Origin of the sequence: Lyngbya sp. CCAP 1446/10 (assembly GCF_026130175.1) — a bacterium.
In the GTDB taxonomy this organism is placed as follows: Bacteria; Cyanobacteriota; Cyanobacteriia; order Cyanobacteriales; family Microcoleaceae; genus Microcoleus.
The window spans coordinates 78,607-103,657 of record NZ_JAIGNI010000006.1 but is presented as its reverse complement, the minus strand read 5'-3'; the positions used below and the strand labels follow the sequence as shown (position 1 = coordinate 103,657).

At 45.9% G+C, this 25,051-nt stretch carries 24 protein-coding genes, 1 tRNA gene and 1 pseudogene; 12 read left to right on the top strand and 14 right to left on the bottom strand.

The window, feature by feature from the left end; all coding sequences use genetic code 11:
• The first annotated feature begins 128 nt into the window (after positions 1-128).
• Positions 129-1,811 (top strand): DNA repair helicase XPB, encoded by a 1,683-nt coding sequence (locus tag K4039_RS04795; protein WP_265233989.1) that lies wholly within the window; start codon positions 129-131, stop codon positions 1,809-1,811.
• Between the two features lie 172 nt (positions 1,812-1,983).
• Here K4039_RS04795 and K4039_RS04790 read toward each other — a convergent pair.
• The 3 genes and pseudogenes from K4039_RS04790 to K4039_RS04780 all read right to left on the bottom strand — a co-directional run.
• Positions 1,984-2,217, bottom strand: a pseudogene (locus K4039_RS04790) (Txe/YoeB family addiction module toxin); the annotation flags it as partial.
• Positions 2,218-2,261: 44 nt separating this feature from the next.
• The gene (locus K4039_RS04785) at positions 2,262-2,480 is read right to left on the bottom strand and encodes a type II toxin-antitoxin system Phd/YefM family antitoxin (protein ID WP_265233988.1); all 219 of its coding nucleotides are present in this window, start codon (positions 2,478-2,480) and stop codon (positions 2,262-2,264) included.
• A gap of 190 nt (positions 2,481-2,670) precedes the next feature.
• Positions 2,671-3,312, bottom strand: coding sequence for a peptidase M15 (locus K4039_RS04780; protein ID WP_265233987.1), 642 nt, complete (start codon positions 3,310-3,312; stop codon positions 2,671-2,673).
• Positions 3,313-3,677: 365 nt separating this feature from the next.
• On the opposite strand from K4039_RS04780, the gene K4039_RS04775 reads away from it, so the two are divergent.
• On the top strand, positions 3,678-3,845 hold the full coding sequence (locus tag K4039_RS04775) for a DUF2281 domain-containing protein (protein WP_265233986.1): 168 nt from the start codon (positions 3,678-3,680) through the stop codon (positions 3,843-3,845).
• A gap of 276 nt (positions 3,846-4,121) precedes the next feature.
• Here K4039_RS04775 and K4039_RS04770 read toward each other — a convergent pair whose 3' ends face one another.
• The 4 genes from K4039_RS04770 to rfbB all read right to left on the bottom strand — a co-directional run bounded on the left by K4039_RS04770 (position 4,122) and on the right by rfbB (position 7,760).
• On the bottom strand, positions 4,122-4,799 hold the full coding sequence (locus K4039_RS04770) for an HpsJ family protein (protein WP_265233985.1): 678 nt from the start codon (positions 4,797-4,799) through the stop codon (positions 4,122-4,124).
• 44 nt (positions 4,800-4,843) lie between these two features.
• Entirely contained in the window at positions 4,844-5,512 is a 669-nt protein-coding gene (locus tag K4039_RS04765) for a cyanoexosortase A system-associated protein (protein ID WP_265233984.1), read from the bottom strand.
• Positions 5,512-6,369 carry a cyanoexosortase A gene (gene crtA, locus K4039_RS04760; RefSeq protein ID WP_265233983.1) on the bottom strand — a complete coding sequence of 286 codons (858 nt, stop codon included), beginning with the start codon at positions 6,367-6,369 and terminating at the stop codon, positions 5,512-5,514. The genes K4039_RS04765 and crtA overlap by 1 nt, the downstream gene beginning before the upstream one ends.
• Before the next feature lie 284 nt (positions 6,370-6,653).
• Positions 6,654-7,760 carry a dTDP-glucose 4,6-dehydratase gene (gene rfbB / locus K4039_RS04755; RefSeq protein ID WP_265233982.1) on the bottom strand — a complete coding sequence of 369 codons (1,107 nt, stop codon included), beginning with the start codon at positions 7,758-7,760 and terminating at the stop codon, positions 6,654-6,656.
• Positions 7,761-8,118: 358 nt separating this feature from the next.
• On the opposite strand from rfbB, the gene K4039_RS04750 reads away from it, so the two are divergent.
• The 5 genes from K4039_RS04750 to K4039_RS04735 all read left to right on the top strand — a co-directional run bounded on the left by K4039_RS04750 (position 8,119) and on the right by K4039_RS04735 (position 11,859).
• Positions 8,119-8,595, top strand: coding sequence for a hypothetical protein (locus K4039_RS04750; protein ID WP_265233981.1), 477 nt, complete (start codon positions 8,119-8,121; stop codon positions 8,593-8,595).
• 238 nt (positions 8,596-8,833) lie between these two features.
• Positions 8,834-9,439: a DUF1517 domain-containing protein gene (locus K4039_RS04745; RefSeq protein WP_265233980.1), complete on the top strand. Its 606-nt coding sequence runs from the start codon at positions 8,834-8,836 to the stop codon at positions 9,437-9,439.
• 311 nt (positions 9,440-9,750) lie between these two features.
• Entirely contained in the window at positions 9,751-10,653 is a 903-nt protein-coding gene (locus tag K4039_RS04740) for a hypothetical protein (protein ID WP_265234027.1), read from the top strand.
• A gap of 9 nt (positions 10,654-10,662) precedes the next feature.
• Positions 10,663-10,764 carry a DUF3370 family protein gene (locus tag K4039_RS29750; protein WP_321161531.1) on the top strand — a complete coding sequence of 34 codons (102 nt, stop codon included), beginning with the start codon at positions 10,663-10,665 and terminating at the stop codon, positions 10,762-10,764.
• A gap of 78 nt (positions 10,765-10,842) precedes the next feature.
• A complete protein-coding gene (locus K4039_RS04735) occupies positions 10,843-11,859 on the top strand; it encodes an S-layer homology domain-containing protein (RefSeq protein WP_265233979.1) in 1,017 nt (338 codons plus the stop codon).
• Between the two features lie 138 nt (positions 11,860-11,997).
• Here K4039_RS04735 and K4039_RS04730 read toward each other — a convergent pair whose 3' ends face one another.
• The 3 genes from K4039_RS04730 to K4039_RS04720 all read right to left on the bottom strand — a co-directional run bounded on the left by K4039_RS04730 (position 11,998) and on the right by K4039_RS04720 (position 13,787).
• Positions 11,998-12,396, bottom strand: a complete 399-nt coding sequence (locus K4039_RS04730) for an alr0857 family protein (protein WP_265233978.1) — start codon at positions 12,394-12,396, stop codon at positions 11,998-12,000.
• 393 nt (positions 12,397-12,789) lie between these two features.
• Positions 12,790-13,305 (bottom strand): HNH endonuclease, encoded by a 516-nt coding sequence (locus tag K4039_RS04725; protein WP_265233977.1) that lies wholly within the window; start codon positions 13,303-13,305, stop codon positions 12,790-12,792.
• Between the two features lie 221 nt (positions 13,306-13,526).
• A complete protein-coding gene (locus K4039_RS04720; RefSeq protein WP_265233976.1) occupies positions 13,527-13,787 on the bottom strand; it encodes a hypothetical protein in 261 nt (86 codons plus the stop codon).
• Between the two features lie 83 nt (positions 13,788-13,870).
• Between K4039_RS04720 and K4039_RS04715 the strand changes: the two genes are divergently transcribed.
• On the top strand, positions 13,871-14,206 hold the full coding sequence (locus K4039_RS04715; protein WP_265233975.1) for a ribbon-helix-helix domain-containing protein: 336 nt from the start codon (positions 13,871-13,873) through the stop codon (positions 14,204-14,206).
• Positions 14,207-14,384: 178 nt separating this feature from the next.
• Positions 14,385-15,740, top strand: a complete 1,356-nt coding sequence (locus tag K4039_RS04710; protein WP_321161530.1) for a D-alanyl-D-alanine carboxypeptidase — start codon at positions 14,385-14,387, stop codon at positions 15,738-15,740.
• 237 nt (positions 15,741-15,977) lie between these two features.
• Here K4039_RS04710 and K4039_RS04705 read toward each other — a convergent pair whose 3' ends face one another.
• Positions 15,978-16,721: a TylF/MycF family methyltransferase gene (locus tag K4039_RS04705; protein WP_265233974.1), complete on the bottom strand. Its 744-nt coding sequence runs from the start codon at positions 16,719-16,721 to the stop codon at positions 15,978-15,980.
• A gap of 608 nt (positions 16,722-17,329) precedes the next feature.
• On the opposite strand from K4039_RS04705, the gene K4039_RS29885 reads away from it, so the two are divergent.
• Positions 17,330-17,521, top strand: a complete 192-nt coding sequence (locus K4039_RS29885) for a DUF2809 domain-containing protein (protein WP_375339783.1) — start codon at positions 17,330-17,332, stop codon at positions 17,519-17,521.
• A 126-nt stretch (positions 17,522-17,647) separates the two neighbouring features.
• On the opposite strand, the gene K4039_RS04700 is transcribed toward K4039_RS29885, so the two are convergent.
• On the bottom strand, positions 17,648-18,751 hold the full coding sequence (locus K4039_RS04700) for a DUF1460 domain-containing protein (RefSeq protein ID WP_265233973.1): 1,104 nt from the start codon (positions 18,749-18,751) through the stop codon (positions 17,648-17,650).
• Positions 18,752-18,930: 179 nt separating this feature from the next.
• Between K4039_RS04700 and K4039_RS04695 the strand changes: the two genes are divergently transcribed.
• A complete protein-coding gene (locus K4039_RS04695) occupies positions 18,931-20,619 on the top strand; it encodes a class A beta-lactamase-related serine hydrolase (RefSeq protein WP_265233972.1) in 1,689 nt (562 codons plus the stop codon).
• Positions 20,620-20,953: 334 nt separating this feature from the next.
• On the opposite strand, the gene K4039_RS04690 is transcribed toward K4039_RS04695, so the two are convergent.
• Both K4039_RS04690 and K4039_RS04685 read right to left on the bottom strand, forming a co-directional pair.
• Positions 20,954-21,025: transfer RNA gene (locus K4039_RS04690), tRNA-Gln, on the bottom strand.
• Positions 21,026-21,126: 101 nt separating this feature from the next.
• Entirely contained in the window at positions 21,127-23,922 is a 2,796-nt protein-coding gene (locus K4039_RS04685) for a GAF domain-containing protein (protein WP_265233971.1), read from the bottom strand.
• Positions 23,923-24,655: 733 nt separating this feature from the next.
• Between K4039_RS04685 and K4039_RS04680 the strand changes: the two genes are divergently transcribed.
• Entirely contained in the window at positions 24,656-25,045 is a 390-nt protein-coding gene (locus tag K4039_RS04680) for a PleD family two-component system response regulator (RefSeq protein ID WP_265233970.1), read from the top strand.
• Positions 25,046-25,051: the final 6 nt, after the last annotated feature.

Sequence of the window (25,051 nt, the reverse complement as noted above, 5' to 3'; positions counted from 1 at the left end):
CTTTGACATAGACTGGATAAAATAAACCAAAAATTTCTCTTCCTTCTTCCCTCTTCCCTCTTCCTTCTTCCTTTTTCCCTCTTCCTTCTTCCCTCTTCCTTCTTCCTTCTTCCTTCTTCCTTCTACTTATGAGTTATGTTGCTGAAAATGCTTTAATCGTACAGAGCGATCGCTCAATTTTACTAGAAGTGCACGCCCCAACAGCACAAAAAGCACGAGAAGCGATCGCACCCTTTGCCGAATTAATCAAAAGTCCCGAACACATCCACACCTATCGGATCACGCCCTTAAGCGTGTGGAATGCGCGGGCGGCGGGAATGTTAGTGGAATTGATGATCGCAGCTTTGCGAAAGTATGCTAAATATGACATTCCTGAGTCGGTAGCGCAGGAAATCGCACTGCTTGGTACGCGCTACGGATTGACGGTAATTGAAAGGATTGATGCGGAAAATACCGATTTACAACTGCGGATTGCCGATCGCCCGCTGACGGAGTTGCTAGTGCGGGATGAGCGCGTAAAACCGCTGTTAGGTAAGCGGATTTCGGATCTTTGCTTTCAAGTCGATGCGGGGAATCGCGGTGTACTCAAACAAGCTTTGCTAGCTGTGGGTTATCCGGCGGAAGATTTAGCTGGATATGTGGAAGGTGCGGAGTTGAAAATTACGTTGCGCGATCGCACTTTAGGAAGCGACTTACCCTTTAATTTGCGTGTCTATCAAAAGGAAGCCGTAGAAGCATTCTATCAGAGCGGAGAGGTTAGAGGTGGCAGCGGTACGATCGTCCTACCCTGCGGCGCTGGTAAGACGATTGTGGGGATGATTGCGATGAGTTTGGTGCAGCAAAAAACATTGATTCTCACTAGCAGTTTGACTTCGGTGCACCAGTGGCGCAGGGAAATATTAGACAAAACGAGTTTAACTGAAGATGCGATCGCCGAGTACAGCAGCAACAGCAAAAAAACCGCTTCTGTAACCCTCTCGACGTACCAAATGCTGAGTTATCGATCGACTAAAGATGATGAATTCCCGCATTTCGAGTTATTTAACGCGCAATCCTGGGGACTGATTATTTATGATGAAGTGCATCTATTACCCGCACCGATATTTCGGATTACCGCCGACTTACAAGCGCGACGCAGGTTAGGTTTGACGGCGACATTGATTCGCGAAGACGGGAAGGAAGGCGATGTTTTCACGCTAATTGGCCCTAAGCGCTATGACGTACCTTGGCGGGAATTGGAAGGACAGGGATTTATTGCCACAGCCAATTGTACCGAAATCCGTGTCGCCCAAAATGAGGCGGAAAAAATGGAATATGCCCTAGCGCCCCGCCGCAGTCAGTTTCGGATTGCTGCAGAAAATCCGGGTAAGTTGGATGTGGTGCAAAGTTTGTTGCAAAAGGAGGCGGGGCACCGTATTTTAATTATTGGTGAGTTTCTAGAACAGTTGGATGCGATCGCCCTTGTTACCAAATTACCGCTGATTACGGGGAAGACAAAACAGGTTGAGCGCGATCGGCTGTACGAAGCATTCCGTAACAAAGAGATTCCCGGATTAATTCTATCTCGCGTGGGCAACTTTGCCGTCGATTTACCCGATGCCGATGTGTTGATTCAGGTATCGGGTAAATATGGTTCTCGCCAAGAAGAAGCGCAGCGCCTCGGACGAATTCTCCGCCCGAAATCTGACGGACATACTGCGAGTTTTTATACATTAGTCTCCCTACAAACTTGTGAGGAGGATTTTGCGCGACACCGCCAACTGTTTCTGACTGAACAGGGCTACAGTTATACTATTGAGGTTCAAGGGTGATGGTTAGTCAGCGTTGTAGAATAGACTTGAATTGCATTCATTCCCTTTCAATTCTTGAATTTATCTACGTCTATCTGCGTTAATCTGCCTTGTATCTACGGTTTACGGATCGAACTATTTAGGGAATTCAAGTCTATTAAGCGATCGATCCGACTCCACCCCCTAAGAAACACTACTCATAATGCGTCCACATCCGTAAAATTTTCACCGTATTTTCAGAATCAATAACCTCATACACCAGACGATGCTGAATATTGATTCGCCGCGAGTACGCACCTGCCAAATCTCCCACTAATTTTTCGTAGGGTGGTGGATTTTGAAACGGATTGATTTTAATGATATCAAGTAAGGCTTGTACCTTATCTCGTAAATTACTCGAAGCCAGTTTTTGGGCATCTTTCTGTGCCTGTTTGGTGTAAACTCAATCCCAACTCACCACTCTAACTCCCGTTAGCATTCCTCAAGCGGTGTCGCCAATCCTTCCCGAATCGATTCTCGCATTCCCGGAACTGAGAGAAGATACAATGTTTCTTGCACCGATGCCCAATCAGCTTCAGATAACAACACGGCATTGCTACTCTGTCCTGCAATAATAATGGGCTGATGCGACTGGCTCACCGTATCAATCAAATTTTGTAACTGCTGTTGAGCAACTTTGACTGGAATCATAACTCTTTTTAACTTTTCCTGCCTCTATTATAGTTTGAGCGATCGCACATTTTACTCGATTACGATACTCATTTCGTATTTTTTCTGATTAGAATAGCTGTGTTTTTCTAGGATATGGGAAAAGGGCGGGCGATGTAAAGATTCGGAGCAGGGATATAATTATAGCATAGAGGTGCAAGGGGATAGTTAGTCAGCGATCGATAAACTCTTGATAAAACTGCTCGTGCAAACCTGAGAAATTATCCATCCCCTCCTTTGTCAGACACCCGCTCTTACCAGTGTGCGGATTTTTTACGTAGCTATAAATTACTTTTGAAACATTAGGATTCTCGCGCCAACTAATGTTGAATGCTGCATACTTTGGGAAAAAGGTCATTCCTGCATAAGCATCAATGTGGTCATGTATCCACCATGCCAATGCTGTCCAATCTTGAGTGCGTTCATAGTAAGGGATAAATGATGTAACAACAATACATACTGTTGCTCCCATATACCCCTCTGAATCTTTTACGTCCCAGATATGTTGTGCATAGTTGGACTCATTACTGGCACAGTTGTACTGATTTTTATTCTCTGCTCCTTTGGCGTTCACCACACAAGAACGATAGGCTGAGCGGATACTAATCCGACCAAGCGCATCTTGAATTGGTTCAAGCACCCTCTCACACAAATTCTTTCCTGCTGCGATCGCCAATTCAGGATCGCTAGGAATGTTAGAGATACCTTCAATTTGAGAGATTTCCGAATAAAGAAACTCACGCATGAAAAAACTCTTAGAGAGTTGAATCCGTCCTAGCTCTTCCAAAGCTTTAACAGTTTGTGGCTTTCTCATAGACTGAACTACAGCAATTAGAGGTGAATACCTTAATGTTAAACACTGACAGATAATTTAGAAGAATTATTTCAGCCAAAAGCGAAGCCAGCTAACTTATAATTGTAGTGCAGATGCGGTACAATACATGATCAAGTCTAAAAATACCGCAACTTGCCCATGTGTGTCCGCCCCTTCTTACCCCCGTCGGAATCTCCTGTTTTCGATCGACGGCGCACCATCCGACTCAAATATCTTACTCATCGCACTTAAAAAGCGATCTTCGCCTGCTGACAGTGCAAATTTGATATAGAACAGGTAAAGTGTGCAGTACGCGCCCTACAAATACCCGTACAAAAACACGATCGATGTGCAGGTAAAAATCAATGACACAAACACTCGATATCGAAAAAATATTATTAGATAATCTGCGGATGCTTTCGACAGACAAACAGCAGGAAGTGCTCGATTTTGTGCAATTTCTAGTACACAAATTGCAGCAGACACAAGATTTATCAAAAGAAAGTTATGAGTACAGCAGTTCGCTAACATAACCGCCACCACTCAAGCTATTTTTCACAGAAATTGCTAAATTGCCGATCGCCATAAAATACTAGCACCATATATGGCTGTCACAGCCCAATATTTTGTGACAGATCCTGAATTAACTGAATAGGGTTAAGACAGATGCCCCTAACCCCCCTTAAAAAAAGTGGGGACAAGAATACCGATCAAAGTCCCCCTTATTAATGGGGATTCAGGGGGATCTAGACTCAGATTAAAGCGAAATTATTCAATGGTTTCAGGCATAATTTGACACCAATACTTACTTAACGAGCCCAATCAGTACCGCGCCAGATTGTGAAAAACAAAACACTAGAAATCAACGCGCCCAGCAGCCACTTAACAGCATTTTTGAATAACCCCAAGCGCTGACTTGACTGAACCGTGGCGCTTTGAGACTGCAACCGTTCCTTAGCCGGAGTAATTCTCGAAAGAATTTGGCTTTTCAATTCCTGCGGGTTTTGCGTATCCGCTGGTACCCCCAAACGGCTAAGTTCCCCTGCCAAATTCTTTAAATCTTCAGGAGTACCCTTATTTAACTTTTCTTCTACCTGCTGCAACTGAGCTAATTGTTGGTTGGCTTGAGCAGTAATTTGCTTGTCATTTTGGTTGTTCACGTAGATAGTGCCAAAAATTCCCAAAGGCATCATCAACAGAAAAACCACCGCCAGCAGCAGACACACCCAAGACAAAACCTTCAAAAAAACGTTTTCCAAGCTTCTGCGGTCATATCCTTCTCCAAAAAATATCAGCGCCATTGCCAATAGAGGAACTGGCACCCGTTCCACCACAGCGCCAATCGTCTGCAATTCCCAGACGCGATTCCCAAAATTTGCTGGTATCAGAACTGCGATCGTATCTAATAAAGATAGAATTAATAGACCGTAGCCAATCCAACGCAGCCTGTAGATCGAAAAACCTTGCTCGCCTTGTACGTCATTCATAAATAATCACAATTGTGGTTACAAAAAATCTCTCTTGACTTCACTTAAGGTTCGGGAAATCGTGGTTGCCACCACCCATACCAAGAAACCCAAGCATTTTCTAGAATTTTTTGGGCATCTTCTGGAGTTGTTTTATCCAAAGGTACAGACATCTGAGCCCACAAACATCGCCGGTCTTGAATATTACCCCTACCCAACAGCCAAAACAGAATGCGGTTCGGCTGCCAATCGCGAGTATTGCGATTGTATCTAAACTGTTGGGAAGTGACTGTAGGACTGCCACGAGGATTGATACATGAACTCAAATACAGTCGATTTTGCTGTTGCAAAATTCCGTGAAACCCGGCAGCTTGAGTGTTAGCTAATGCTAGTTTACCAGGAGACGACTTGAGAATAGTATGTCCCTTCATCATACCTTCGACATCCCCGATGGTGTTTACCGCATAGCGCATCTCTATTTCTAAAGCAATGCTACTTTTTTGATATTGATACTTTCTGGCAGCCTTGACTTGTGAAGTATCAGTAATTTCCAGCGGCGCGCTATTGATTAGTTTCCACTCTGCTAAAGGCACCGATTCGGGAAAATTAAACTGGGTTACTCGACTATTGCCTGTTGATGGATAGAATGTCAACTTTCCGGCGACTAATAAAACTCCTGCCAAAGTAACAGCCAAAAGAGAAATTCTAATTGGTTTCCAAGAGGTAATAGCCATTAGCAATTTTGTTTTTTATTATTTGGCGGTTCCGATTGCAAGATTGCAAGCCAGCAGAATAGCCCGAAAATGAAGACAGCAATCATCGAAAAGACTACCGAACCATTTCCTTCGTGCCAGTATTTAAATGCTGCGGGTTGAGATAGCGATACCAGCACGGCCATGAGAGCAACTCGCGCGGCATTCACTACAAATGCAGTAATTATTGCCACGATTGGCACTACAATTTTTTGACCTAAAGTTGTCGAAAACATCAGCAAGAAAACCAGCGCCAGTCCTAATAATTGTAGGATCGCATTCACGCCAGAACAGCCGTGATACACTTCGACACTGCCTTTTTCTAAGATAAGAAAAACCTCGTTTCGTACAACAACTTCAAATCCTAAATAGTGGAGGATGAAAGCTGAAAATTTTGCTGTTAGTGGGGCTACGTCAACGAAGTTTCCGATCAATCCGGGAGAAATAACTAGATAAGCAAGTATTAGCAATTCTTGCCAATATTGTTTCAGCCCTTTTGTGCCGGAAGCTAGCAACGCCAGACTTACTCCTGTCAAGAAGGGCGAAAGTCTGATAAAAAAGTCGTATCCCGCAGGTATCGAAGAACTTTTGAGCAAGATGAAAGCAATTAACGATGCCCCAAAGAAGCTGGCGAAAATTCCGCTTTCAAAGGTTAAGGATTCGTGCCTTTCCCAAATCAGAAATGCTACGACTCCCCAAAACAGTAACATTGTGCCGAACAGGTCATTGTCGTTGGTTCTGGAAGTCAGAGTCAGGTGGAGGGCAATCAAACCGGAGGCGATGCCTAACAGCCAGTATTTAGGTTCTTGGACTTGTTTGAGCCAGTTGATTTCGGTCATTGCTGCTTTCTGTGTTTACTAAAAGCTTCTAAAATGTTTAATTTGATCGCTCTATTGAAATTATCAGCCACAACCACTTAAATTTGTGCGTTTGGGATGACTGTTAACTAAATCTTCACAAAGATTGACAATGGTGAATATTTATGATATAAAATGCACTTAATTAAATCAGGATTTACGCGGAAACCGGGTTTTTTAACTAAAATGCTTGGTTCAAGACCTGGATAAGAGTTGAAAAACCCGGTTAATGATTTACACGCTGGCGTGCGATCGCACGAAACTGACTAATTAGCGTATATTTTGCTGTAATAAGTTTGATATTCCTCGGAAAGTAGGGGTTCCCACCACTCGCGATGGGCTAAGTACCATTCCACGGTCTGTCGCAAACCTTCTTCAACTGTGACTGAGGGAGTCCAGCCCAACTCTGTTTTAATTTTGTTGGCATCAATAGCGTAACGCCGATCGTGCCCAGCTCGATCTTTGACAAATGAGATCAGTTGTTCGCAAGGACGCGCGGGTAAATCTGGGGCTAATTCGTCCATTAACTGACAGAGCATTTTGACTAAATCGAGATTTTTTACCTCGTTGTTGCCGCCAACATTATAGGTTTCCCCAGGCTGTCCGCGGTTGATCACGGCATCTAAGGCGCGGCAGTGGTCGAGCACGAACAGCCAATCTCGCACGTTTTGACCGTCGCCGTATACTGGCAGCGGTTTGCCCAATAGCATATTGATGCACATTAATGGAATCAATTTTTCGGGGAAGTGATAGGGCCCGTAATTGTTGGAACAGTTGGTGATAATTGTCGGGAGGCCGTAGGTGTGGAAATAGGCGCGGGCGAGGTGGTCGCTGCCGGCTTTGGAGGCTGAGTAGGGACTGTTGGGGGAGTAGGCGGTTGTTTCGGTAAATGCTGGGTCGTCGGGGCCGAGACTGCCGTAAACTTCGTCGGTGGAAACGTGGAGGAAGCGCATTTGTGCTTTGACAGACGAATCATCAATGGCTTCCCAATGCTTGCGGAAGGCTTCTAGGAGTGTGAAGGTGCCGACAACGTTGGTTTGAACGAAGGCGGCAGGCCCGATAATTGACCTGTCAACGTGGGATTCTGCGGCAAAGTGGGCGACTGTGTTGATGTTTTCTGCTTTGAGCAAGGTATCGACTAGAGCTCGATCGCAGATATCGCCTTGGACAAACCGAAAATTTTCTCCTCCTTCCAAACTTGCCAGGGTTTGTCGGTTGCCGGCGTAGGTTAAAGCGTCTAGTACGACTACTCGTGAATTGGGATAGCTGCTGCACCAGTGATGCACAAAATTGGAGCCGATAAATCCAGCGCCGCCTGTCACCAACAATCGATGAGGCGATCGCTCAATGCCTTGATTCCCGCTGTCTGTCATAAAAATAAAAAGTTTTCCAATAACGAAGTCTTTTCAAAAGTAGCCTTAAATGTAGTTTGTCATCAAGTGTTTGCCACGCTGTATTAAAATTTCTGCTATTTCACCTCAATTTTTTTGATATGAGTGCGATCGAAATATTGGCTCACCTGACTTTCAATTATACCAATCTTTTAGCCAAAACGCTTGCATCACAATAGTTTCAGCCTGGTAATTTGGTAATTTAAAATTTTTATTGAGATCGGGCGAGCGTTGGCAGTTGCGATCAATCTGTGATTTGGGCGGCGATCGCCTGTTGATAGATTTGTAAAGAGCTGTTACCATTTATTTTTTAATGATCCTTTACAAAATCCAGAACACCATGAAGAAGTTTCAAGTGTTAGTTGGCATTGCTTCCATCGTGGCAATCGCCAGCAGCATTGCCATAGGTGATGCTGCATCTGCTTTCCCCTGTTCCTACAACAAATCTGGGGCGACGAAATCTGGTTCTGCGACAACGCTGCTAGGTTCCGGTGGCTCTGATCAAATTAATCCGTGGAAATCTTACAAAACAACAGCTCTTGGTTTTCTGGGTTTGGGGATTTTGGGTGGCGGTGCGGCTTACATGAGCTATCGCGCCGGTCAGCGCGCCTCTGCTGCTTGCGCTGCGATGAGCGATAATTTTGAAATTTTTGAAGATCCGGCAGATGCAGGTGTAACTGAGCCAGCAGATGCGGTTGCAGGCGTTCGCGAACATCCAGAAGCTCCGGGCGGCGAGCTGGATTTGTCGATCGAGCAAGTTGCCGAGTTGAGTTCGGAAATTGCGATCGAACAAGTCGAAAGTGCGATCGTCAAATAGTTACCTTAAACCAAAGTATTCGCTCAGCAAGCCTCCAATCTTGCAAGATTGGAGGTTTTTTGATTTTAAATTATCGACACAATTTGCGGTGATTGCGATCGTGAAGCACAGCAAACAATCACAGAGGAATCGATCGCTCAAAATACCGTCGATCTCAATCTGAGGTTAGACGGCAAGAGTTCAAATCGCCTGCTATTGTTGGAAATATAGCCCTACAGATTTACAACTATAGTTTTTTATGAATGCTTGGCGCGATCGATTCAATCAATTTACAGGTAAAACTCGATTAGCAGTTTGCCGCATATTCGTTCAGCTAACAGGCGAAGAAGTTGCACCGCTGTTAGGAATTCTCAACCGCACTGCCAGAGAATCAATTGATGCCGATGGCGATTTAGAAGTGTTAGGAGAAGGGCTGGTTGAAATTTGCAATCACCTGTTGCAGTATGACAACTACTGGCAAGCAGCGGCCAATGTCGGCGATGTTTTTTGGGATGAAGGCGAAGCAGGCGATTATGTAGATGAACTTTTTACTGATTCAGCCGATCGCTATCTGAGCGAGCCTCAACATAGTACATCTGTTTACGATAAAAATTCCCCCTTGTCTTTGCCAGTAACTAGAAATGTGGTGGTGATGCTGACAGTCGCCTATGAAGGCGAAGTTCCGGCTCTAGAAACTGACCTTGCTGACATCAGCACCCTGAAAGTCGGCTTAAAAGCATTAATTAATTTACATTACCAAGAAAGGCTGCGAGCTGTGCAAGTTCACTTTTCTCCCGCACAGTTGGGAGACGAACTTACCAACGACCAAGTTTTGGTCAATTTTCCAGAACTCATTCCCCTTTAATAATGAGAAAAATTTTAACTAAAAAAGGTTTGTAGTGAGTGCTTTAGTCTTTAAACTTTGAATAAATCAGGATTTGAGTCCAAAGTGCGATCGTGTGTGGAGGAAGTTGTTGATAATTAAATACGCTTCAGTTAGCGCTGTTTATTCCCCGGAGATCCCCCTCGCATCCCCCTTAAAAAGGGGGACTTTGAGCAACTTCTTGTTCCCCGCTTTGTAAGGGGGGCTAGGGGGGATCGGGCTTAACTGAACCGTATTGGGTAATAATGACCAATGACCAATGACCAATGACCAATGACCAATTATTATTTATTATGCTGCGAAAACTGACAATTTATTTAATGGCTTTAACATTATTGTGGACGGCAACTGCCTGCGGTTCTCCTAGCGCGCAATCTCCTGTGAATCAGCCTGAAACTCCGGCTGCAAATCGGAATATTAACACGGTGGGTGCTGCACCAAACAATAACAATAAGTTGAGTCAAGGTCAATATCCCGTACAGCAAGCTACCTACGACGATAGTGATGGCGAGTACAGTTTGATGTTGCTGAATACTCCCCCCGGCAGTACCCCTGTTTACCGTACTACTGATTTGCAAATGGCTCGCTTGACGGAGGAAGAAATCTCGGCAGGCAAGAAAAGTTATCTAAGTCTGGATAACAATAAAGCGAGCTTGCATTTGACAGAAGATTTTAAAATAGAGTACGTTCACAACGTTACTGAAACTGTTAACAATCCTCAAACAGGTCAGCCACAAACGGTGGTAGTTCGGCAGCAATCAGGCTTCTGGGCGCCGTTTGCAGGGGCTTTGGCAGGTCAGGCGATCGGCAGTTTGTTATTTACACCGCGATATTACGTGCCGCCACTCTATCAGCCTGGGGTAATTATGAGCGGATATGGCGGGTACGGCAATACTTACGGCCAAGCTGTCTCGCAATATCAAACTCGCTACCAAGCCCCGCCTCCGGCTGTGAGAAACCGTCAAGTTTTAAGGACGACGGGCCGCTTGCGATCGCCCACATCGAATGTGCCAGTAAGACGCCCAGCACCGCCAAATGCCAATCGATCGACTGGTTCGGGTTACGGAGGCAGCGATTTGAGGCGATCGCAGCAGGCACGTCCCAATCAAAACAAACGCCAGCCAAGCTTTGGTAGCGGCAGGAGTTCTCGTCAACCGAGTCGGAGTCGCTCTTTCGGAAGCGGCAGAAGGCGCTGATGAAAGAGATTGATTGCCTTGCATCAGCAACCGATCTCGATAAAAGTTGATTTTATCTATCCTCCCGATGCCACACCGCCGCAAGTATTGACGGCGAGAACTTTGGAATAGTTGATGGTAGCGGTCTCTGCCTTCGCCAGACTCAAAAAATATGTGATTTAATTGCTTCATTGATAGTAGGTGACAAGTATGTCTTCTCCACAACCCCCGTTAAAGCAAAGAAACCCTCTAGGTTTTGATGAATTGATTGCGATCTTGGTTGCTTTCGGCACGATGGGAGCAATTTTCTTTTGGGTAACGGGCAGAAATCCCGATCGATTGAATGCCAGAAGTTGGCAATTTCCAGCGGTTTTTTCTCAACCTGCTGCTGCGCCCGACAGTCTGAAAATATTAACGCCTGTGTCGCCGAGTTCGGATATGCGATCGCCCGCTACCACGATCGTTCCCTCGCAACCGGATATCGCCCCTGTCGCACCTATCGGGCCGGTTTTACCAGTATTTCCTCTTCTGGGGACGATCGTGGTTCCCGAAACGCCAATTGCGCGATCGACTGTCCCTCCAGTCATTATCAAACCGAAAGCAGCTAAACCAAAGGTTGGCGCCGTTAAATTGTCCGATGTTCCTGAAAAATATTGGGCGCGTCCCTTTATTGTCGCTTTAGTCGATCGCAAAATCTTTACTGATGTCACCGACAACAAGTTTCGGCCTGACGAACCGATGACGCGAGCCGAACTAGCGCGCTTAATTGAGCGAATGTCCGACAAAGAACCGAGCCGAAAAACGATTAATTTTGAAGACGTGAAAGACAAGAACCCTGCCGCCAGTGCGATCGATGGCAGCGTACAAAAAGGATTTCTTAAAGGATATCCCAACAATGAATTCCGTCCCACAAAAGACGTTCCCCGTGTCGAAGTCATCGTAGCATTAGCTAGCGGTTTAAACCTGAAACAAGAAAAAAATACCAGCAAGATTTTACAAGTTTATACAGACAGGAAAAAAGTTCCGAAATGGGCAGTTGACAAATTAGCAGCAGCAACAAAAGCTGGCATTGTTGTCAACCATCCCAATCCTACACTTTTGCAGCCAAACAAAATAGCAACTCGCGGGGAAGTAGCAGCCATGATTTACAAAGCTATGGCGAAACAAGGCAAAGTTCCTGTTAAGCCTTCTGACTATGTTGTGAAGCCCGTCAAGCCATCCAAATAATATTTTGGGGCGCAATCAACATCAAAACTGAGATGCTTCCGAGGGGGAGAATGGGAAGAGTGGAAAAGGCCCAGATGAAGAAAATATTTCCTTCAAGCCTCTTCCCTCTTCCCTCTTTTTTTCCTTGTTCATCAGATATTAATCGCCGACTTCCCCGACAACCTCAGCAGCAGCCTGAGTTTCGAGCCAGAGTTTGAGCAACAACAGTTCTGCCCGATCGCCCAAAACAGTCGCAAACACCCCATCAGCGCCCTCTGACGCGCCTCCAATCCACGTACCGCGCAGAGTCACTTCCACAAAATCAGCATCAGCAACACAAAGATCGATCGCCTCGCTGTCATTTCGGCGGGCCTCAGATTCCAACAGAGACAGCGCCGGCAAATTCGCCGGCAGCAAAAATGCCGCAGTGCTCGGTTCGACGCTGATGCTTTGACCAACTCGCATAGCCAGCACAACTCGCAGCGCCACTAACTGTTCGGGAGATTGAGCCAAACGCTCCAGGTTAAAGCCCGTTTCAGTATAAGTCAACTTCAGCATATTGACAGCCCTAAATTTGAAATTGAAAATTTGAAATTAGTCATTAGTCATTAGTCATTGGTCATTGGTCATTGGTCATTGGTTATTAGCATTTCGTAGGGGCGGGTTTAGCTAAAAATATATGATACAAATGAATAGAAAAATGGCAAAACCCGCCCTCTTAATCATCAGTCATCAGTCATTAGTCATTAGTCATTGGTCATTGGTTCGCATATTAGGCATGGGCAGTGAAAAATCGGGTTTATACGAGTTTTGGGACAATCCACGAGCAATGTATTAAGAAACCTGGTTTCTGGGGTGACAAATGCGATCGCGAAATACAATTGTTAGTTGTCAGTTGTTTTTGATTAACTAATGACCAATGACCAATGACCAATGACCAATGACCAATGACTAATGACCAATTTGGTATTCTTGCCAAAACATTTCGGCAAAAACAACAGTGGGGTGCATAGGAGCCTTCGGCTTAGTTCGCAGAGACATTTGAGCTTCTATGGGAGTTCGATCGCCCTTACGAGAGTTGCACCCTTCGCAAGCAGTCACCACGTTGTCCCAAGTGTGCGGCCCGCCCTTCGATCGAGGCATCACATGATCCAACGTCAAATGCCGATTGCTGCCACAGTATTGGCAAGCATGGGCGTCGCGGCGCAGCACTTCCCGGCGATTAACCGGTGGCACTTTCCAAACGCGCTCCCTGTTACCAAAAGTCAAGCGGATTTGTTCGGGTACATGGATGCTGGTGCTGGGCGATCGCACCAGATAGCCATTGCCGATGCTAAAATCCAGAGGTTCAGCCTTGCCTGTTACCAAAAGTACGATCGCCCGTTTGATATTGACACGGCTCATCGGTAAGTAATTTTGAGAAAATACAACTACAGATTGCCTCAATACATCAGTTGCTATGATCACGGCTTGCTCCTCCTCATTTGGATTTTAGATTTTGAATTTTAGATTTTTGATTTGGGATTTTCGTTTCGCTAGCATTGGCTACACCTAGTTTTTGCGAGTTCCCCAAGCCTTTCCAAATTGCTCAAATATCCAATCAAATGCCCCCGTTTCTGTTACGACAGAAGCGGGGGCCAAAAAAACTGCTTTCATGCAAATTTTCATCCTGTGTCGGTACAGTTTTTTTAGCTGTACCTCCCGCTTCGCGTATCTTTTTGTGGCTGTGCCACTCCCAGACCGTCCCGGTCTACCTGGTTGTAATTAATTTCTGCATTTTGTCTTAATCCACTATAACCGGGTTTATTTAGACGATCGCCCGCCCAGAAGGTTGCTGTGGTGACCAAACCCACCATCAAAACGTGCCGTGACGAGTCGCTGCAACCCCAAGGGCGATCGCGCTGCGGTTGATAGGTGGAATTGGTGGAGAGAAATGTCACAGTAGGCACAAAGCGATCGGAGACCTTTAAATCTAGCTTTAAACATACTACACTGATATTACACGTATGTCCACCTGTCACGGAGAAAAATAATGCATACCTTACCTAGAACCTCAACCACCGAAATGGAAGTCACCAGCATTCGACTAGAAAAAGAGCTCAAGGAGAGACTCAAAGAGCTCGCGGGGAATCAAGGCTATCAAGCTTTGATTCGAGATTTGCTCTGGAATTACGTCCAGCAGAAGTCTGGAGAGTATCGCCAGATGTTTTGCCGAGAGGATATTCGAGCCAGTATTAATGCCACAGCACAGCAGGAGGAACGCTGCGCGCTTACAGGAGAAACGATCCGAGTTAATGAGTCGATGTTATTAGGCCTGACGATGCACGGGGAAATGGTGCCGCTAAGTATGGGGAGTATGGCTGGATAAACCAGTCGATCGAGAATTTGCCCGGCCTGGGGTGAAGGCCCCAGGCGCTGAATATCAAATCCCGAAGCATTTCCAGATATCTATTTAACGAAAGCAAGAAGACGCGAAGTGCGCGAAGCAAGATCGGAGAAGGAAGACGCGCAGCTAATGCTAAACTTTCCATCGGGCGTGCCGACAGATGATGGTAAATTTGATGGAAAAAATTAAGGTAATGTTGAAAAACCGCTACTTGACTGCTGTAAGTTCGATCGCCATTCTCACAATTATCACCGGATGCGCCGCTACCGAATCAGCCCAACTTGCAACTCCCTCTCCTATAGCCGAATCTTCCCCGCCGCCGGTTAAACCAAGTCAGCCCTTAACAGTCTCTGTCAACAATCCCGAAACCGCCACAAATACCAAAATCCAGCAATATCTCAACGGATTGACAGCCCAAGGTTCTGCCAAAGAAGACCAAGGAATCTGGATGCAATCGGGCAATACTTTGCTAGCCAACCATCAAGGTACAGTTCCTCTGTCAGCCGCATCCATTACCAAAGTCGCCACATCTCTGGTAGCCCTGCAAGAATTCGGGCCGGAACATCAATTTATCACTTTAATTAGTACCGACGGGACAATCAAAGACGGCGTATTAAAAGGCGATTTAATTATTCAGGGTAGCGAAGATCCATTGTTTGTTTGGGAAGAGGCGATCGCCCTCGGTAACACCTTAAATCAAAAAGGTATCAAGCGCATCACTGGCAATTTGATAATTGTCGATAAATTTTACATGAATTTTGAATTAAATCCCCTCAAATCAGGAGAATTGCTAAAACAAGCATTCAACAGTCAAAACTGGCCGAGCGAAGCCGCCGCCCAGTATCAAACACTAGCTCCAAATACCCCAAAACCTCAAATAGTAATTGATGGTACTGTCAAAGTTGTGGCAGCACCTCCCACCAGCCTGCCTTTAGTAAAACATTATTCTTTGCCCCTCGCTGAACTGATCAAAAAGATGAATCAGTACAGCAACAATCTCATGGCAGATATGCTGGCTGATAGTGTCGGCGGCGCGAAAATAGTCGCACAAAAAGCAGCAGCAGCAACTGGAGTTCCTCCCGCCGAAATTCAACTCGTCAACGGTTCGGGATTGAGCGAAGATAACCGTATTTCTCCGAGGGCTGCTTGCGCGTTATTTATAGCTTTAGAAGGCTATCTTAAACCTTACAATATGACAGTTGCCGATGTCTTAACTATAGTTGGAAAAGATGAAGGAATCCTCTCAGAACGACCGCTGCCAAAATTAGCAATAATCAAATCTGGCACGTTGGATAATGTTAGCGCTTTGGGCGGAGCGCTGCCAACTCAAAAACAAGAAACAGTATGGTTTGTAATTATGAATCGAGGGGCAAATGTCGAGGGATTTCGCACTCAGCAAGAGGTTTTGCTGAAAAGCTTTTTGAACGATTGGGGAACTGTTCAAGTCTCACCGGCGGAATTAACGGCAAATCCTGCTAGAAAGAGTAAGGTATCTCGCAACGAAATTGTCAATTAATTTGGTTTGTAGTAAGGAGTTTCGTCCTTTATTTTTAAGTAGCCTAATGTGTGCCACAAGCACCCAGCCCGCTCAGGAGTGCAATGGACGGATTTGCGTCATTATAGGTGTTCGCGATCGGCAATCAACAAGATTTATTGCCGATCGACAAATTCCGAGGATCGCCCTATTCAGGAAAGCGATCAAACACTCTCAGGATAGAAACACCAGATTAATTGCCATAAAACTGCTCTGTCTCTACAGCTTGCGAAAATAGCCGTTGGAATACTCACAAGCATAGAGTACAGAGACTTTTTCAGGCTTGTCTTCAAAAAACTCGTCACAAGCACGTTTTACACCAGGCGATTTGAATGGCTCATCAGTATATGGACGTGAAAACACCTTGTCATCATAATAAATGCCAAATAAGCAAATAGCTCCTGGCGTTAGACGCTCGTACACATAGGGCAGTACATATTTAGTAGAGCTATATAGATCGCCGTCCACAATCGCAAAGCTTATCCGATCTGGAAGACATGAAGGAACAGTATCCTCGAACCATCCTTTATGAATATGTGGTAGCTCCAGTCCAACATCGGAAAAATTCTTTTTGAATCTGTCGAGTTTAGCTGTCATCGAACCTTGAGCGTATATTCCATCTTTAATATCGTCTTCTTGTAGTGTTGGAAGCCCTTCAAAGCTGTCAAACACATGAAATTGTTTCTCCGGCGCATACTCATTCAGAATTTTTTGGATCACAATGGAGCTTTCGCCGGCATTACAACCCACTTCGACAACATCACCATCTACTTTGTATACTGCTGTTTGGCTCGCAAAATGAAAAATATTCATTCGAGCTTCTACACTTGCCATTCCAGGCGTTTTTGGAATAACTTGACCGTTCAAGCGAAATTTATTCAATACCCGATTAGCCAAACGATGGCGTTTGCGTGGAGTCCGGTGATCCCAATCAAAATAAGTTGCAATGAAAGTATTGTCCATGTCGTTTACTAGATGAAATCGTGAATAGTGGTTTAAAGGATGATGACTTCACTTAGAATCATTGCGTCAGCAGCATAGTAGTGGAACAGAATTACATAGTTTTGAACAGCGGTGGAACAAACGTTTTGGAATCTGTTAATAGCAATGATTTTAAATAGAAGAAATGAAAACCCCATCTTTGCAAAGAAGTTGAGGAACACTCACTTCATTGGTAACTGTTCAGGGGGTAACTAGAGAATCAGGGTTTCAGGCGATAAAATCACTTAACTTAGCCTCATAACTTCAAACTTAGAGGCTTAATAGTGTCTCAAGCTTATTAACTTCGTACCCTCCCTTAACGGTTACAGAGATAGAGTACCCAAAGAAAATGTTGCTACCTGAGATACTCCAAATTGGTTGACTTCTCTAGAATTGCACGCAATTATGAAATCAGGATGAAATGCCGAGCGATCCAAAGCCTGAAATCATCTCCCTTTATGAAGCAAGAGGCAATTACTTGAATTCACATCTAAGGTAAAGGCTGATGGTGGGTAGGTTCTCAGGTTTTGTCAATTCACCAATGTCTCAGGGTAAGTGATTACCAATAAACTACGTTTATTGGTAATCACTTGTTAAAAGAATGGAGAGTTTTGATTTGTAACTCCGCAATTGAATTTAGCAAACTGTGGCATCCTCCTTTTTGGCAATGGATTTTTGCTACATTATTCGGCAGTCTATTTATCGGTAGTGGCTTGGCTTGCAGAGGATTTTTTTGGTATATCTTGGGATGTATTATGGACTGGTTTTGGTGGTTTGTCTGAAGCATAAAATCATGAAAAAACACCAAAAAACCTAACAAATTCGATTTTTAGGAAGGCAATTTCTTTTTGTGATAACAGGTTTGTAGTAAGGACTTTAGTCATTTATTTTGATAACCTCACGTATCTTTATCTGGGATCGATCGCCCTAGCGACTACAATGCCGATCGCGCTTTCGACTCTGCTAATATATCTTTGCAAGTCGTAAGCAACTGTCACAGCCCCAGCCGGCGAAGCATGAATTAAGCCCAGATTCCCGTCTGCATTGCGGTACACAAAACCCGTGTGGGTGACATCCAATCCTTTAACATCCGTGGCTACCGCCACAATATCCCCAGGTTTTAACTGAGAATACACACTTTTGATCCGATTTGTCGGGATGTAATTAACCGTAGTTTTGGCTAAGTCTGCTTCTTGGTTGACTATGCACTGATAAGTTGCTTCGTCTTTTACCATTTGCGGGTAACTGCTGCGGTGCTGGCTCATGAAATTTAATGTTTTATTCATCGGCACTCCGCCCAATTGAGTGGTAATATTTTCTACGGTTTGCCGTTTTTGATTGTCGTTAATCCATTCGGAAAAATAGTGCAAGCGGCTGCAATAACCGTTTATTTTACCGTTTACATACCGCTGTTGTTCTATGCGATTTACAAAGTTTTGATAGTCGTAATCTTTGACGGCTACGCCTCGCGAAATAGCCAAAACTGTCTCTACAAATAAAACACAATCAAATTTATTTAAGGTAATAATCAACTTTTCTGCGCCGGATTTGTCCAGCAAACCCTCGGCGTAGGGCTTTCCTAGGAAATTATCGCCGATCGCCTGGATGATTTGTCCGATCGCGCGATCGGGCAAATTTTGCTGTTTTGCATACTGTACAATCTGATCAAAACGTGCTATATCTTCGGGTTGTGCAGCGGTTTCTCTCGCAGTATTGTCTGAGTCTGGTCGTCTCGCCAGCACTTCGAGCCATTGGGAATAGGAAATTTTAGGTAAATTGTTGATTTCCCAAAACAGACTCGGAAAACTGGACACAGTTTGCTTGTTTATTGTTTCCCGATTTTCGCTTTCTCTGGTCAACTCAGCCACTACATCCGCGCCCTGTGCTTTTGTTTGTCGATCGACAACAGTGACAGCAGGTGGAGACTGAAATGCCCAAACATCAGGTATCAAAGAATTATTCACAATGGCGATCGCAAATCCCAAAACAGCCAGATTCCCAAAATTTCTCATGTTTTTCTAAGGATTTTGCTTCAACTGAGTGCTATCGTGAAACCTTTACAATTATTAGAACTGTCAATCAGCCTAGCAGGCAGATTAAATTGACGATAGCGGACTCGATCGACACTCTTGTCAATTGGACGCCGCCCTATTATAAACTGATCGTGCGAGTTTGATACCACAACACTGTAATGCAAGTAGACCGCCGACGCCGCCCAATCGGGCCCCAACGCCCCATCCAGCCCCGACGCCAAACCAGCGAGCGTCCAGTCCCATCCCGACGCCAAACCAGCGATCGCCCAGTCCAGTCCCGACGCCCAATCCAGATCCGACGTGCAATAGACCTTTGGCAAAAGTCGCTCTCAATTATTAAATTTATCTGGGTTGATCTGGGTTTGTCTGCCTTGTATCTGCGGTTGATCGATCAATCAAAGATTTATGTAAGAGCTCTAATCCAATCTCGTCGCCAAACCAGCGATCGTCCAGTCGCGCTGCGACGGCAAATCAGCGATCGTCCAGTCGCATCTCGCTCTCAAATCAGAGATCGCCCAGTCGCATCTCGCTCTCAAATCAGCGATCGTCCAGTCGCATCTCGCTCTCAAATCAGAGATCGCCCAGTCGCATCTCGATCTCAAATCAGCGATCGTCCAGTCGCGCTGCGACGGCAAATCAGCGATCGCCCAGTCGCATCTCGATCTCAAATCAGCGATCGTCCAGTCCCATCTCAACGCCGACTGAAGGCAAAATTGTCTCGGCTCAAATACCGCAACATTTTGTGTTTAATTGCCGGGGCGATCGCGTTCTTTTGGATACTCACAATGCCCTTCAGAACTCGCCGCCCCGCAGAACCACCCGTCATCTTGCCTCAAGAGGCTATCTCGCCACCGACAATTCAAACACCCCAAAATGTAGTCGATAGTCAAAGCGATCCTACCTTCACCTACAACATCAAAACACCTCCCAATCCAGTTTATTCTCAAGAATTGCAAGGGATTGTTGATGAAGCTGTGAAAATTGCAACCAGCAAAGGATTGCCCGCAGACAAGCTATCAATTAGCTTATTTGATGTCAGCAATCCTCAAAATCACAGCTTCGCCGGATATCAAAATCAAACTCTCAGATTTCCTGCTAGCGTTGCCAAGTTATTTTGGATGGCAGCCTTTTACTCAGCCATAGAAAAAGGCATGATTACCCAAAAAGAATCTGCGTTTAAAAACGACCTAGAACAAATGATTGGCATCTCCAACAACGATGCCGCTAGCAGGATTTTAGACAAACTCACTGATACAAAATCCGGCGGACGGCTCGCAGGAGAAGAGTTGCAAACATGGCTGCAAAAGCGCAGGCAAATTAACACATTTTTCCAGTCAGCAGGCTACAATGATATTCGTATAAGCACCAAAAATTATCCCATATACTATTTAAGGCAAGAAGGCCCAGTCGGTCGCGATTTGCAATTGCGGGGCGATGATTCTCAGCCGATTCGCAATCAAGTAACTAGCGATCAAGCCGCCAGATTAATATATGAAATCTATACTAGGCAAGCTGTTTCCAGCATCGCCAGCCGCAAAATGGCTTACTTGCTGACGAGAGATTTAGACCCCAAGGCATGGAAAAATGACCCTAGTAACTCGATCAAAGGATTTCTGGGCGAGTCTTTACCAAGTAATATTTATTTTGGTTCCAAGGTTGGCTATACTTCCAAATCCCGCAGCGAAGTTGCATTTGTCAGGACTTTGGACGATCGCGCGATTTATATCTTAGCTGTTTTTGCCGACGATCCGGCTTATTCCAAGGACGAAACAGCCTTTCCGGCAATTTCCCGATACGTGTTCGATCGACTAAATACTCGCGGGCCCGGTGCGATCAAACAACCATAATAAAATTGGTTCGTAGCTTGGATGCAGACGGCGGTTGAAACCGCGTCTATACAAACGATGTCCGCCTCTGCGGACTAAGGAATGAGAATTAAATAACTTACAATTTGATGATTCTTGTGGGATGGGCGTCCCGCCCGTTCTTTATGGACGGGCGGGACGCCCATCCCACAAACTTGTGTAAATTATTTAATTTGCGATCGTAAGAGATGATAGCGCAATTTTAACCGCCCACTCTTCAACCCGCGGAGGCGGGTTTTGCCTGTGTAGACGCGGTTTCTAACCGCCCGATTTTCTTTCATCAACAATTGAAAAAACAATTGCAAGAATCATATAACTGGGGCGAAAGGATTCGAACCTCTGAATGGCTGGACCAAAACCAGCTGCCTTACCACTTGGCGACGCCCCAACGTCTTAACCTTCATCATATTAGCACTCACACACCGGAATCTGTCAAGCACTTTGACAATAAAGTTTAAAAAATCTTTTTGCAACCGATCGCCCGCCAGTTTATTCTTTCACCATAACGGGTCGAACCAGCGGGATTTCAATCCAGAACTCCGCTCCCTGTCCGGGTTTCGAGATACACTTCAAACTGCCGCCGTGTTTTTCCACCACAATCTGGTAGCTGATAGACAAACCGAGTCCCGTACCCTTACCCACAGGTTTAGTGGTAAAGAAAGGGTCAAACAAGTGGCCTTTAGCTTTTTCGGCCAATCCCGGCCCGCTGTCGCGAATCCGAATCACCACAAGTTGACCGATCGACTTTCCTGACTCAGCAGCCTCCGAGTATCGGCTCACCACCGCCGTCGAGATTTCGATCGTCTTGGGTGCGGGCTGATTTTCCAAAGAGTCGATCGCATTCCCCAAAATATTCATAAATACTTGGTTGAGCTGTCCGGGATAACACTCTACCTTCGGCAAGTCACCGTAGTCTTTAATTAACTCAATTCCCGGTATTAGCCCGTTTGACTTCAAGCGACTGTGCAAAATCAGCAGCGTGCTGTCAATCCCTTCGTGAATGTCCACCGGCTTCATCTCGGCTTCGTCGTGCCGCGCGAAGTTCCGCAGAGACAGGACAATTTGGCGGATGCGCTCGGCTCCCATCTCTATTGAACACAGAATTTTCAGCAAATCTGGCACTATGAAATCAACATCGATTTCTTCGCTTTTGTCGAGAATTTCCTGGCAAGGATCGGGGTAGTGCTGTTGATACAAGTGCAGCAAATCCAGCAGATTTTTCATGTACTGCTTGCAATAAGTCAAGTTGCCGTAAATAAAATTAACCGGATTGTTAATTTCGTGGGCGACGCCGGCGACCATTAGACCGAGAGAGGACATTTTTTCGTTTTGGATGAGCTGAGCTTCTTTCTGCTGCAACTGCTGCAAAGTTTCCGTCAGTTGGCGGGCTTGAGTTTGGGCGGCTAAGGCTGCCGCGCGGGTTTGGGCGTAAAGTTCGGCTTGGTCGATCGCGATCGCCAGTTGATCCACCACCGCTTGCAGCAATTCCACTTCGCTCGTCGCCCAGGAACGGTGGCTGCTGTAATGGTTGCAAACTATCGCCCCCATTTGACCGGAGTGAGTCTTGAGCGGCAGCAGCAGCTTAGAAACAATTCCGACACCAGTTAAAAAAGCTCGCGTGGGCGGTTCTATGCAGGGTGCTGTTGCAGCGTACTCGATTCGCAGCGTTTGGTGATCGTGAATTTTCTCGGCCAGCAGCGTTACTTGTTCGATCGGGTATTCTGTGAGGCGCTCTTTCAGTTCGGGATTTGCCGCCTCGTGGGTCATCGCAAAGTTTGGCTGCCCGTCTCGCGAGATCGAGTACCACAAAAAGTAGCACTGGTCAACCTGCAACAAACTGCGAATTTCGTTGACAGCCGTATCTAAAATTTTGTCGAGGTCGAGGGAATTCCGCATCTGGCTGGCGAGACCGAAGAGCAGGCCTTCCCGGCGGCTCAACAATTCTTCTCGGGCCTTGACGCGATCGATCGCCACCCCGATGGCGTTAGCCATGCAGCCCAGAACTTCTAGCGCCCCCTCGCTTACCGAAGCGCTACTGCATAGAGCCATCACTCCCACCAGCCGCTCCTCCACAATCAGCGGATAGGCAATCGCCCAGAGAGACGGGTTCGACATTAGGCACACAGGAGCCGTTTGGAGTTTTCCCGGTTCTGAGCGCACCCAATCTTCTATTTGCCGTTCCCACTCTTGGCTGCTGAGTCCTGAAGCCGCCTGCAATTCTAACCGCTCTGTCTGCGGGTTGAACGTCCAGATGCTCGCCCCTGCGGCGTCGAGGTAATCTACCATTGCCTCGGTGCAGCGGTTGAGGATGGCAGATATTTTCCCCCCTTGTCCGAGGGCTGCACCGACTTTAGCTTGCAGGGTTCCCAAGCGCGATCGCTCCTGTAGCGAGGCTGCCGTTGGTTGGCGATCAGAGCTGTCCCGTGCTCCGGCAAAGATTTCTGGGATTTGTTTGGTATCGCGATCGCCCCCGATGCGCCCTGAAGTTTCCCGCAAATATTGAGATTTGTCGGTTTCCCCGATGGTCGGGAGCTTTTTTGTCCGGTATCTTCTCGTGCCGCTCTGTGGCGTCTGTGCGGCACAGGGGGAGTCGCGGTATCGAACTAACTCCGAGATTTGCTGCCTGTCCGAGGTGATATCTTCTACCTCTGCTGTCTCTTTCTGGGCTTTGACTAATTGCCAGCGCAGCTCCACCAAAATCGCAACTTGCCGAGTTAAAGTTTCCATAGCATCTATCGTTTTTTTTGTCAAGTCTCTCGGCACGGAGTCCATGACGGATAGCACTCCTAGCATCTGCCCGTCTGAGGTGACGACTGGGATGCCGGCGTAAAATTTCACAAAGGGGTAGGAAACGGTGAGCGGATGCTCGACAAATCCCACGTCTGTGGAAGCGTCTCGGACAATGGCGGCGGGTAGTTCCTTGAAGGAATTTGCAGGGGGTGCGATCGCTGAATAAGGAGCAACTGGCGGTTTTTGTGGGGGAATTGCCCGGTCAAATTCCGAGTTTGAGCCGACGGCTAACTCTTCGGCAGTTTGGTTGATCGCGCGATCGCAAAAATTTAGGTAACGGTGGCCCAAAGTTCGATCGATACCTAGCTGCGACTTCAACCAGTGGCGGTTACCGTCAATCAAGCTCAAGAAAGCCATAGGAGTGTGGCTGATCTGAGCCGCCAAGCCTACCAAATCGTCAAAGCAAGCCTCTGGATCCGAGCCGAGAAGCTGATACAAGTCGATGTTATGGAACTCGAACACTTTTTTACCAAGAGGCAAGGGTGCTTTCATCATCTATAACTTCCCATCTAGTTGCTGGCAACCGCCCTTCTCAATACTTCCCTGGAAAAACAAGCTATGAATTTTGTGCTGGGAGACTGTGGGCGCAAGTCCCGCGCAGGCTGCTTGCGCCGAACTCCGACTAACATCTTGACTGACATCGAAACTTTTGAGTTATAGCAGTTAGAGCACCGCAGATCTAAGACTGTATAAATTATACTTCCAGTTGACTATGCTTTTGATACATCCGGCTGGGTGAATCTAAGAGCCTCGGTGGGGAGGAAGCACCTTTCAAAAATATATGGCGATCGCTTACATAGAATTTTTTAATCAATTTAATAGTATCTTAACAGACTTATCTAATCGTGGGTAGCTGGCTTACTGGTAGATTTAAATAATTGGTTTGTGTCACAATACCACGGCACTTTACCGAGCTGTGCCGCAGGTAGATCAACTACATTTAGGAGATCAACTACAAAAGATTGCCAAAATGTTAAACTTTGTAACAATAGTTGGTCAAACTCCACCGTCGAGGGTTTCTACGTTCGGATGCACATTTTGCTTATAATCGCCGATCGACCCCTTTCCTAATCCATTTTTTAGAGTTTGAGGTCAAAAAAACAGCGGTGAGGTTTCTAGTAGCACTCCAACGGAGTTGGCAATTATTTCGCAGAGGCAACTCTCAAAAAATGACGGCGGCAATTATGTTTTGTATTTTCAACAACTATTAATAAACAGGGAGAAGAATATGTCTGCAAGTAGCAGTCAAGTACCAACCATTTTGGCCGTTGATGATAGCGTCGTCATGCAAGGACTGGTCAAACAAGCCTTAAGCAAAGAGTTTCGAGTTCTCGTGACAGACAATGCAGTGGATGCTTTGTCAACTATTTATCACGAACAAATTTCGGTTTTGTTGCTCGATGTTTCCATGCCTGGTATTGACGGATTGGAACTCTGCCGCACCGTGCGCAGCTTACCTCAATTTCATAATTTGCCGATCGTGATGCTGACAGCGCGAGATGGAGCATTTGATAAGGTACAAGGGCGTTTGGCGGGAGCGACAGAGTATTTAACTAAGCCCTTTGATGCTGAAAAATTGCGCGAAGTAATTGGTAAATTTATCAATCTAAAATCATAAAAGTTA

Bases quoted from the DNA above. Each gene is read 5' to 3' on its own strand.
- K4039_RS04795 (WP_265233989.1), top strand. From the start codon at position 129: ATGAGTTATGTTGCTGAAAATGCTTTAATCGTACAGAGCGATCGCTCA.
- K4039_RS04785 (WP_265233988.1), bottom strand. From the start codon at position 2,480: ATGATTCCAGTCAAAGTTGCTCAACAGCAGTTACAAAATTTGATTGAT.
- K4039_RS04780 (WP_265233987.1), bottom strand. From the start codon at position 3,312: ATGAGAAAGCCACAAACTGTTAAAGCTTTGGAAGAGCTAGGACGGATT.
- K4039_RS04775 (WP_265233986.1), top strand. From the start codon at position 3,678: ATGACACAAACACTCGATATCGAAAAAATATTATTAGATAATCTGCGG.
- K4039_RS04770 (WP_265233985.1), bottom strand. From the start codon at position 4,799: ATGAATGACGTACAAGGCGAGCAAGGTTTTTCGATCTACAGGCTGCGT.
- K4039_RS04765 (WP_265233984.1), bottom strand. From the start codon at position 5,512: ATGGCTATTACCTCTTGGAAACCAATTAGAATTTCTCTTTTGGCTGTT.
- crtA (WP_265233983.1), bottom strand. From the start codon at position 6,369: ATGACCGAAATCAACTGGCTCAAACAAGTCCAAGAACCTAAATACTGG.
- rfbB (WP_265233982.1), bottom strand. From the start codon at position 7,760: ATGACAGACAGCGGGAATCAAGGCATTGAGCGATCGCCTCATCGATTG.
- K4039_RS04750 (WP_265233981.1), top strand. From the start codon at position 8,119: ATGAAGAAGTTTCAAGTGTTAGTTGGCATTGCTTCCATCGTGGCAATC.
- K4039_RS04745 (WP_265233980.1), top strand. From the start codon at position 8,834: ATGAATGCTTGGCGCGATCGATTCAATCAATTTACAGGTAAAACTCGA.
- K4039_RS04740 (WP_265234027.1), top strand. From the start codon at position 9,751: ATGCTGCGAAAACTGACAATTTATTTAATGGCTTTAACATTATTGTGG.
- K4039_RS04735 (WP_265233979.1), top strand. From the start codon at position 10,843: ATGTCTTCTCCACAACCCCCGTTAAAGCAAAGAAACCCTCTAGGTTTT.
- K4039_RS04730 (WP_265233978.1), bottom strand. From the start codon at position 12,396: ATGCTGAAGTTGACTTATACTGAAACGGGCTTTAACCTGGAGCGTTTG.
- K4039_RS04715 (WP_265233975.1), top strand. From the start codon at position 13,871: ATGCATACCTTACCTAGAACCTCAACCACCGAAATGGAAGTCACCAGC.
- K4039_RS04710 (WP_321161530.1), top strand. From the start codon at position 14,385: ATGATGGTAAATTTGATGGAAAAAATTAAGGTAATGTTGAAAAACCGC.
- K4039_RS04705 (WP_265233974.1), bottom strand. From the start codon at position 16,721: ATGGACAATACTTTCATTGCAACTTATTTTGATTGGGATCACCGGACT.
- K4039_RS04700 (WP_265233973.1), bottom strand. From the start codon at position 18,751: ATGAGAAATTTTGGGAATCTGGCTGTTTTGGGATTTGCGATCGCCATT.
- K4039_RS04695 (WP_265233972.1), top strand. From the start codon at position 18,931: ATGCAAGTAGACCGCCGACGCCGCCCAATCGGGCCCCAACGCCCCATC.
- K4039_RS04685 (WP_265233971.1), bottom strand. From the start codon at position 23,922: ATGATGAAAGCACCCTTGCCTCTTGGTAAAAAAGTGTTCGAGTTCCAT.
- K4039_RS04680 (WP_265233970.1), top strand. From the start codon at position 24,656: ATGTCTGCAAGTAGCAGTCAAGTACCAACCATTTTGGCCGTTGATGAT.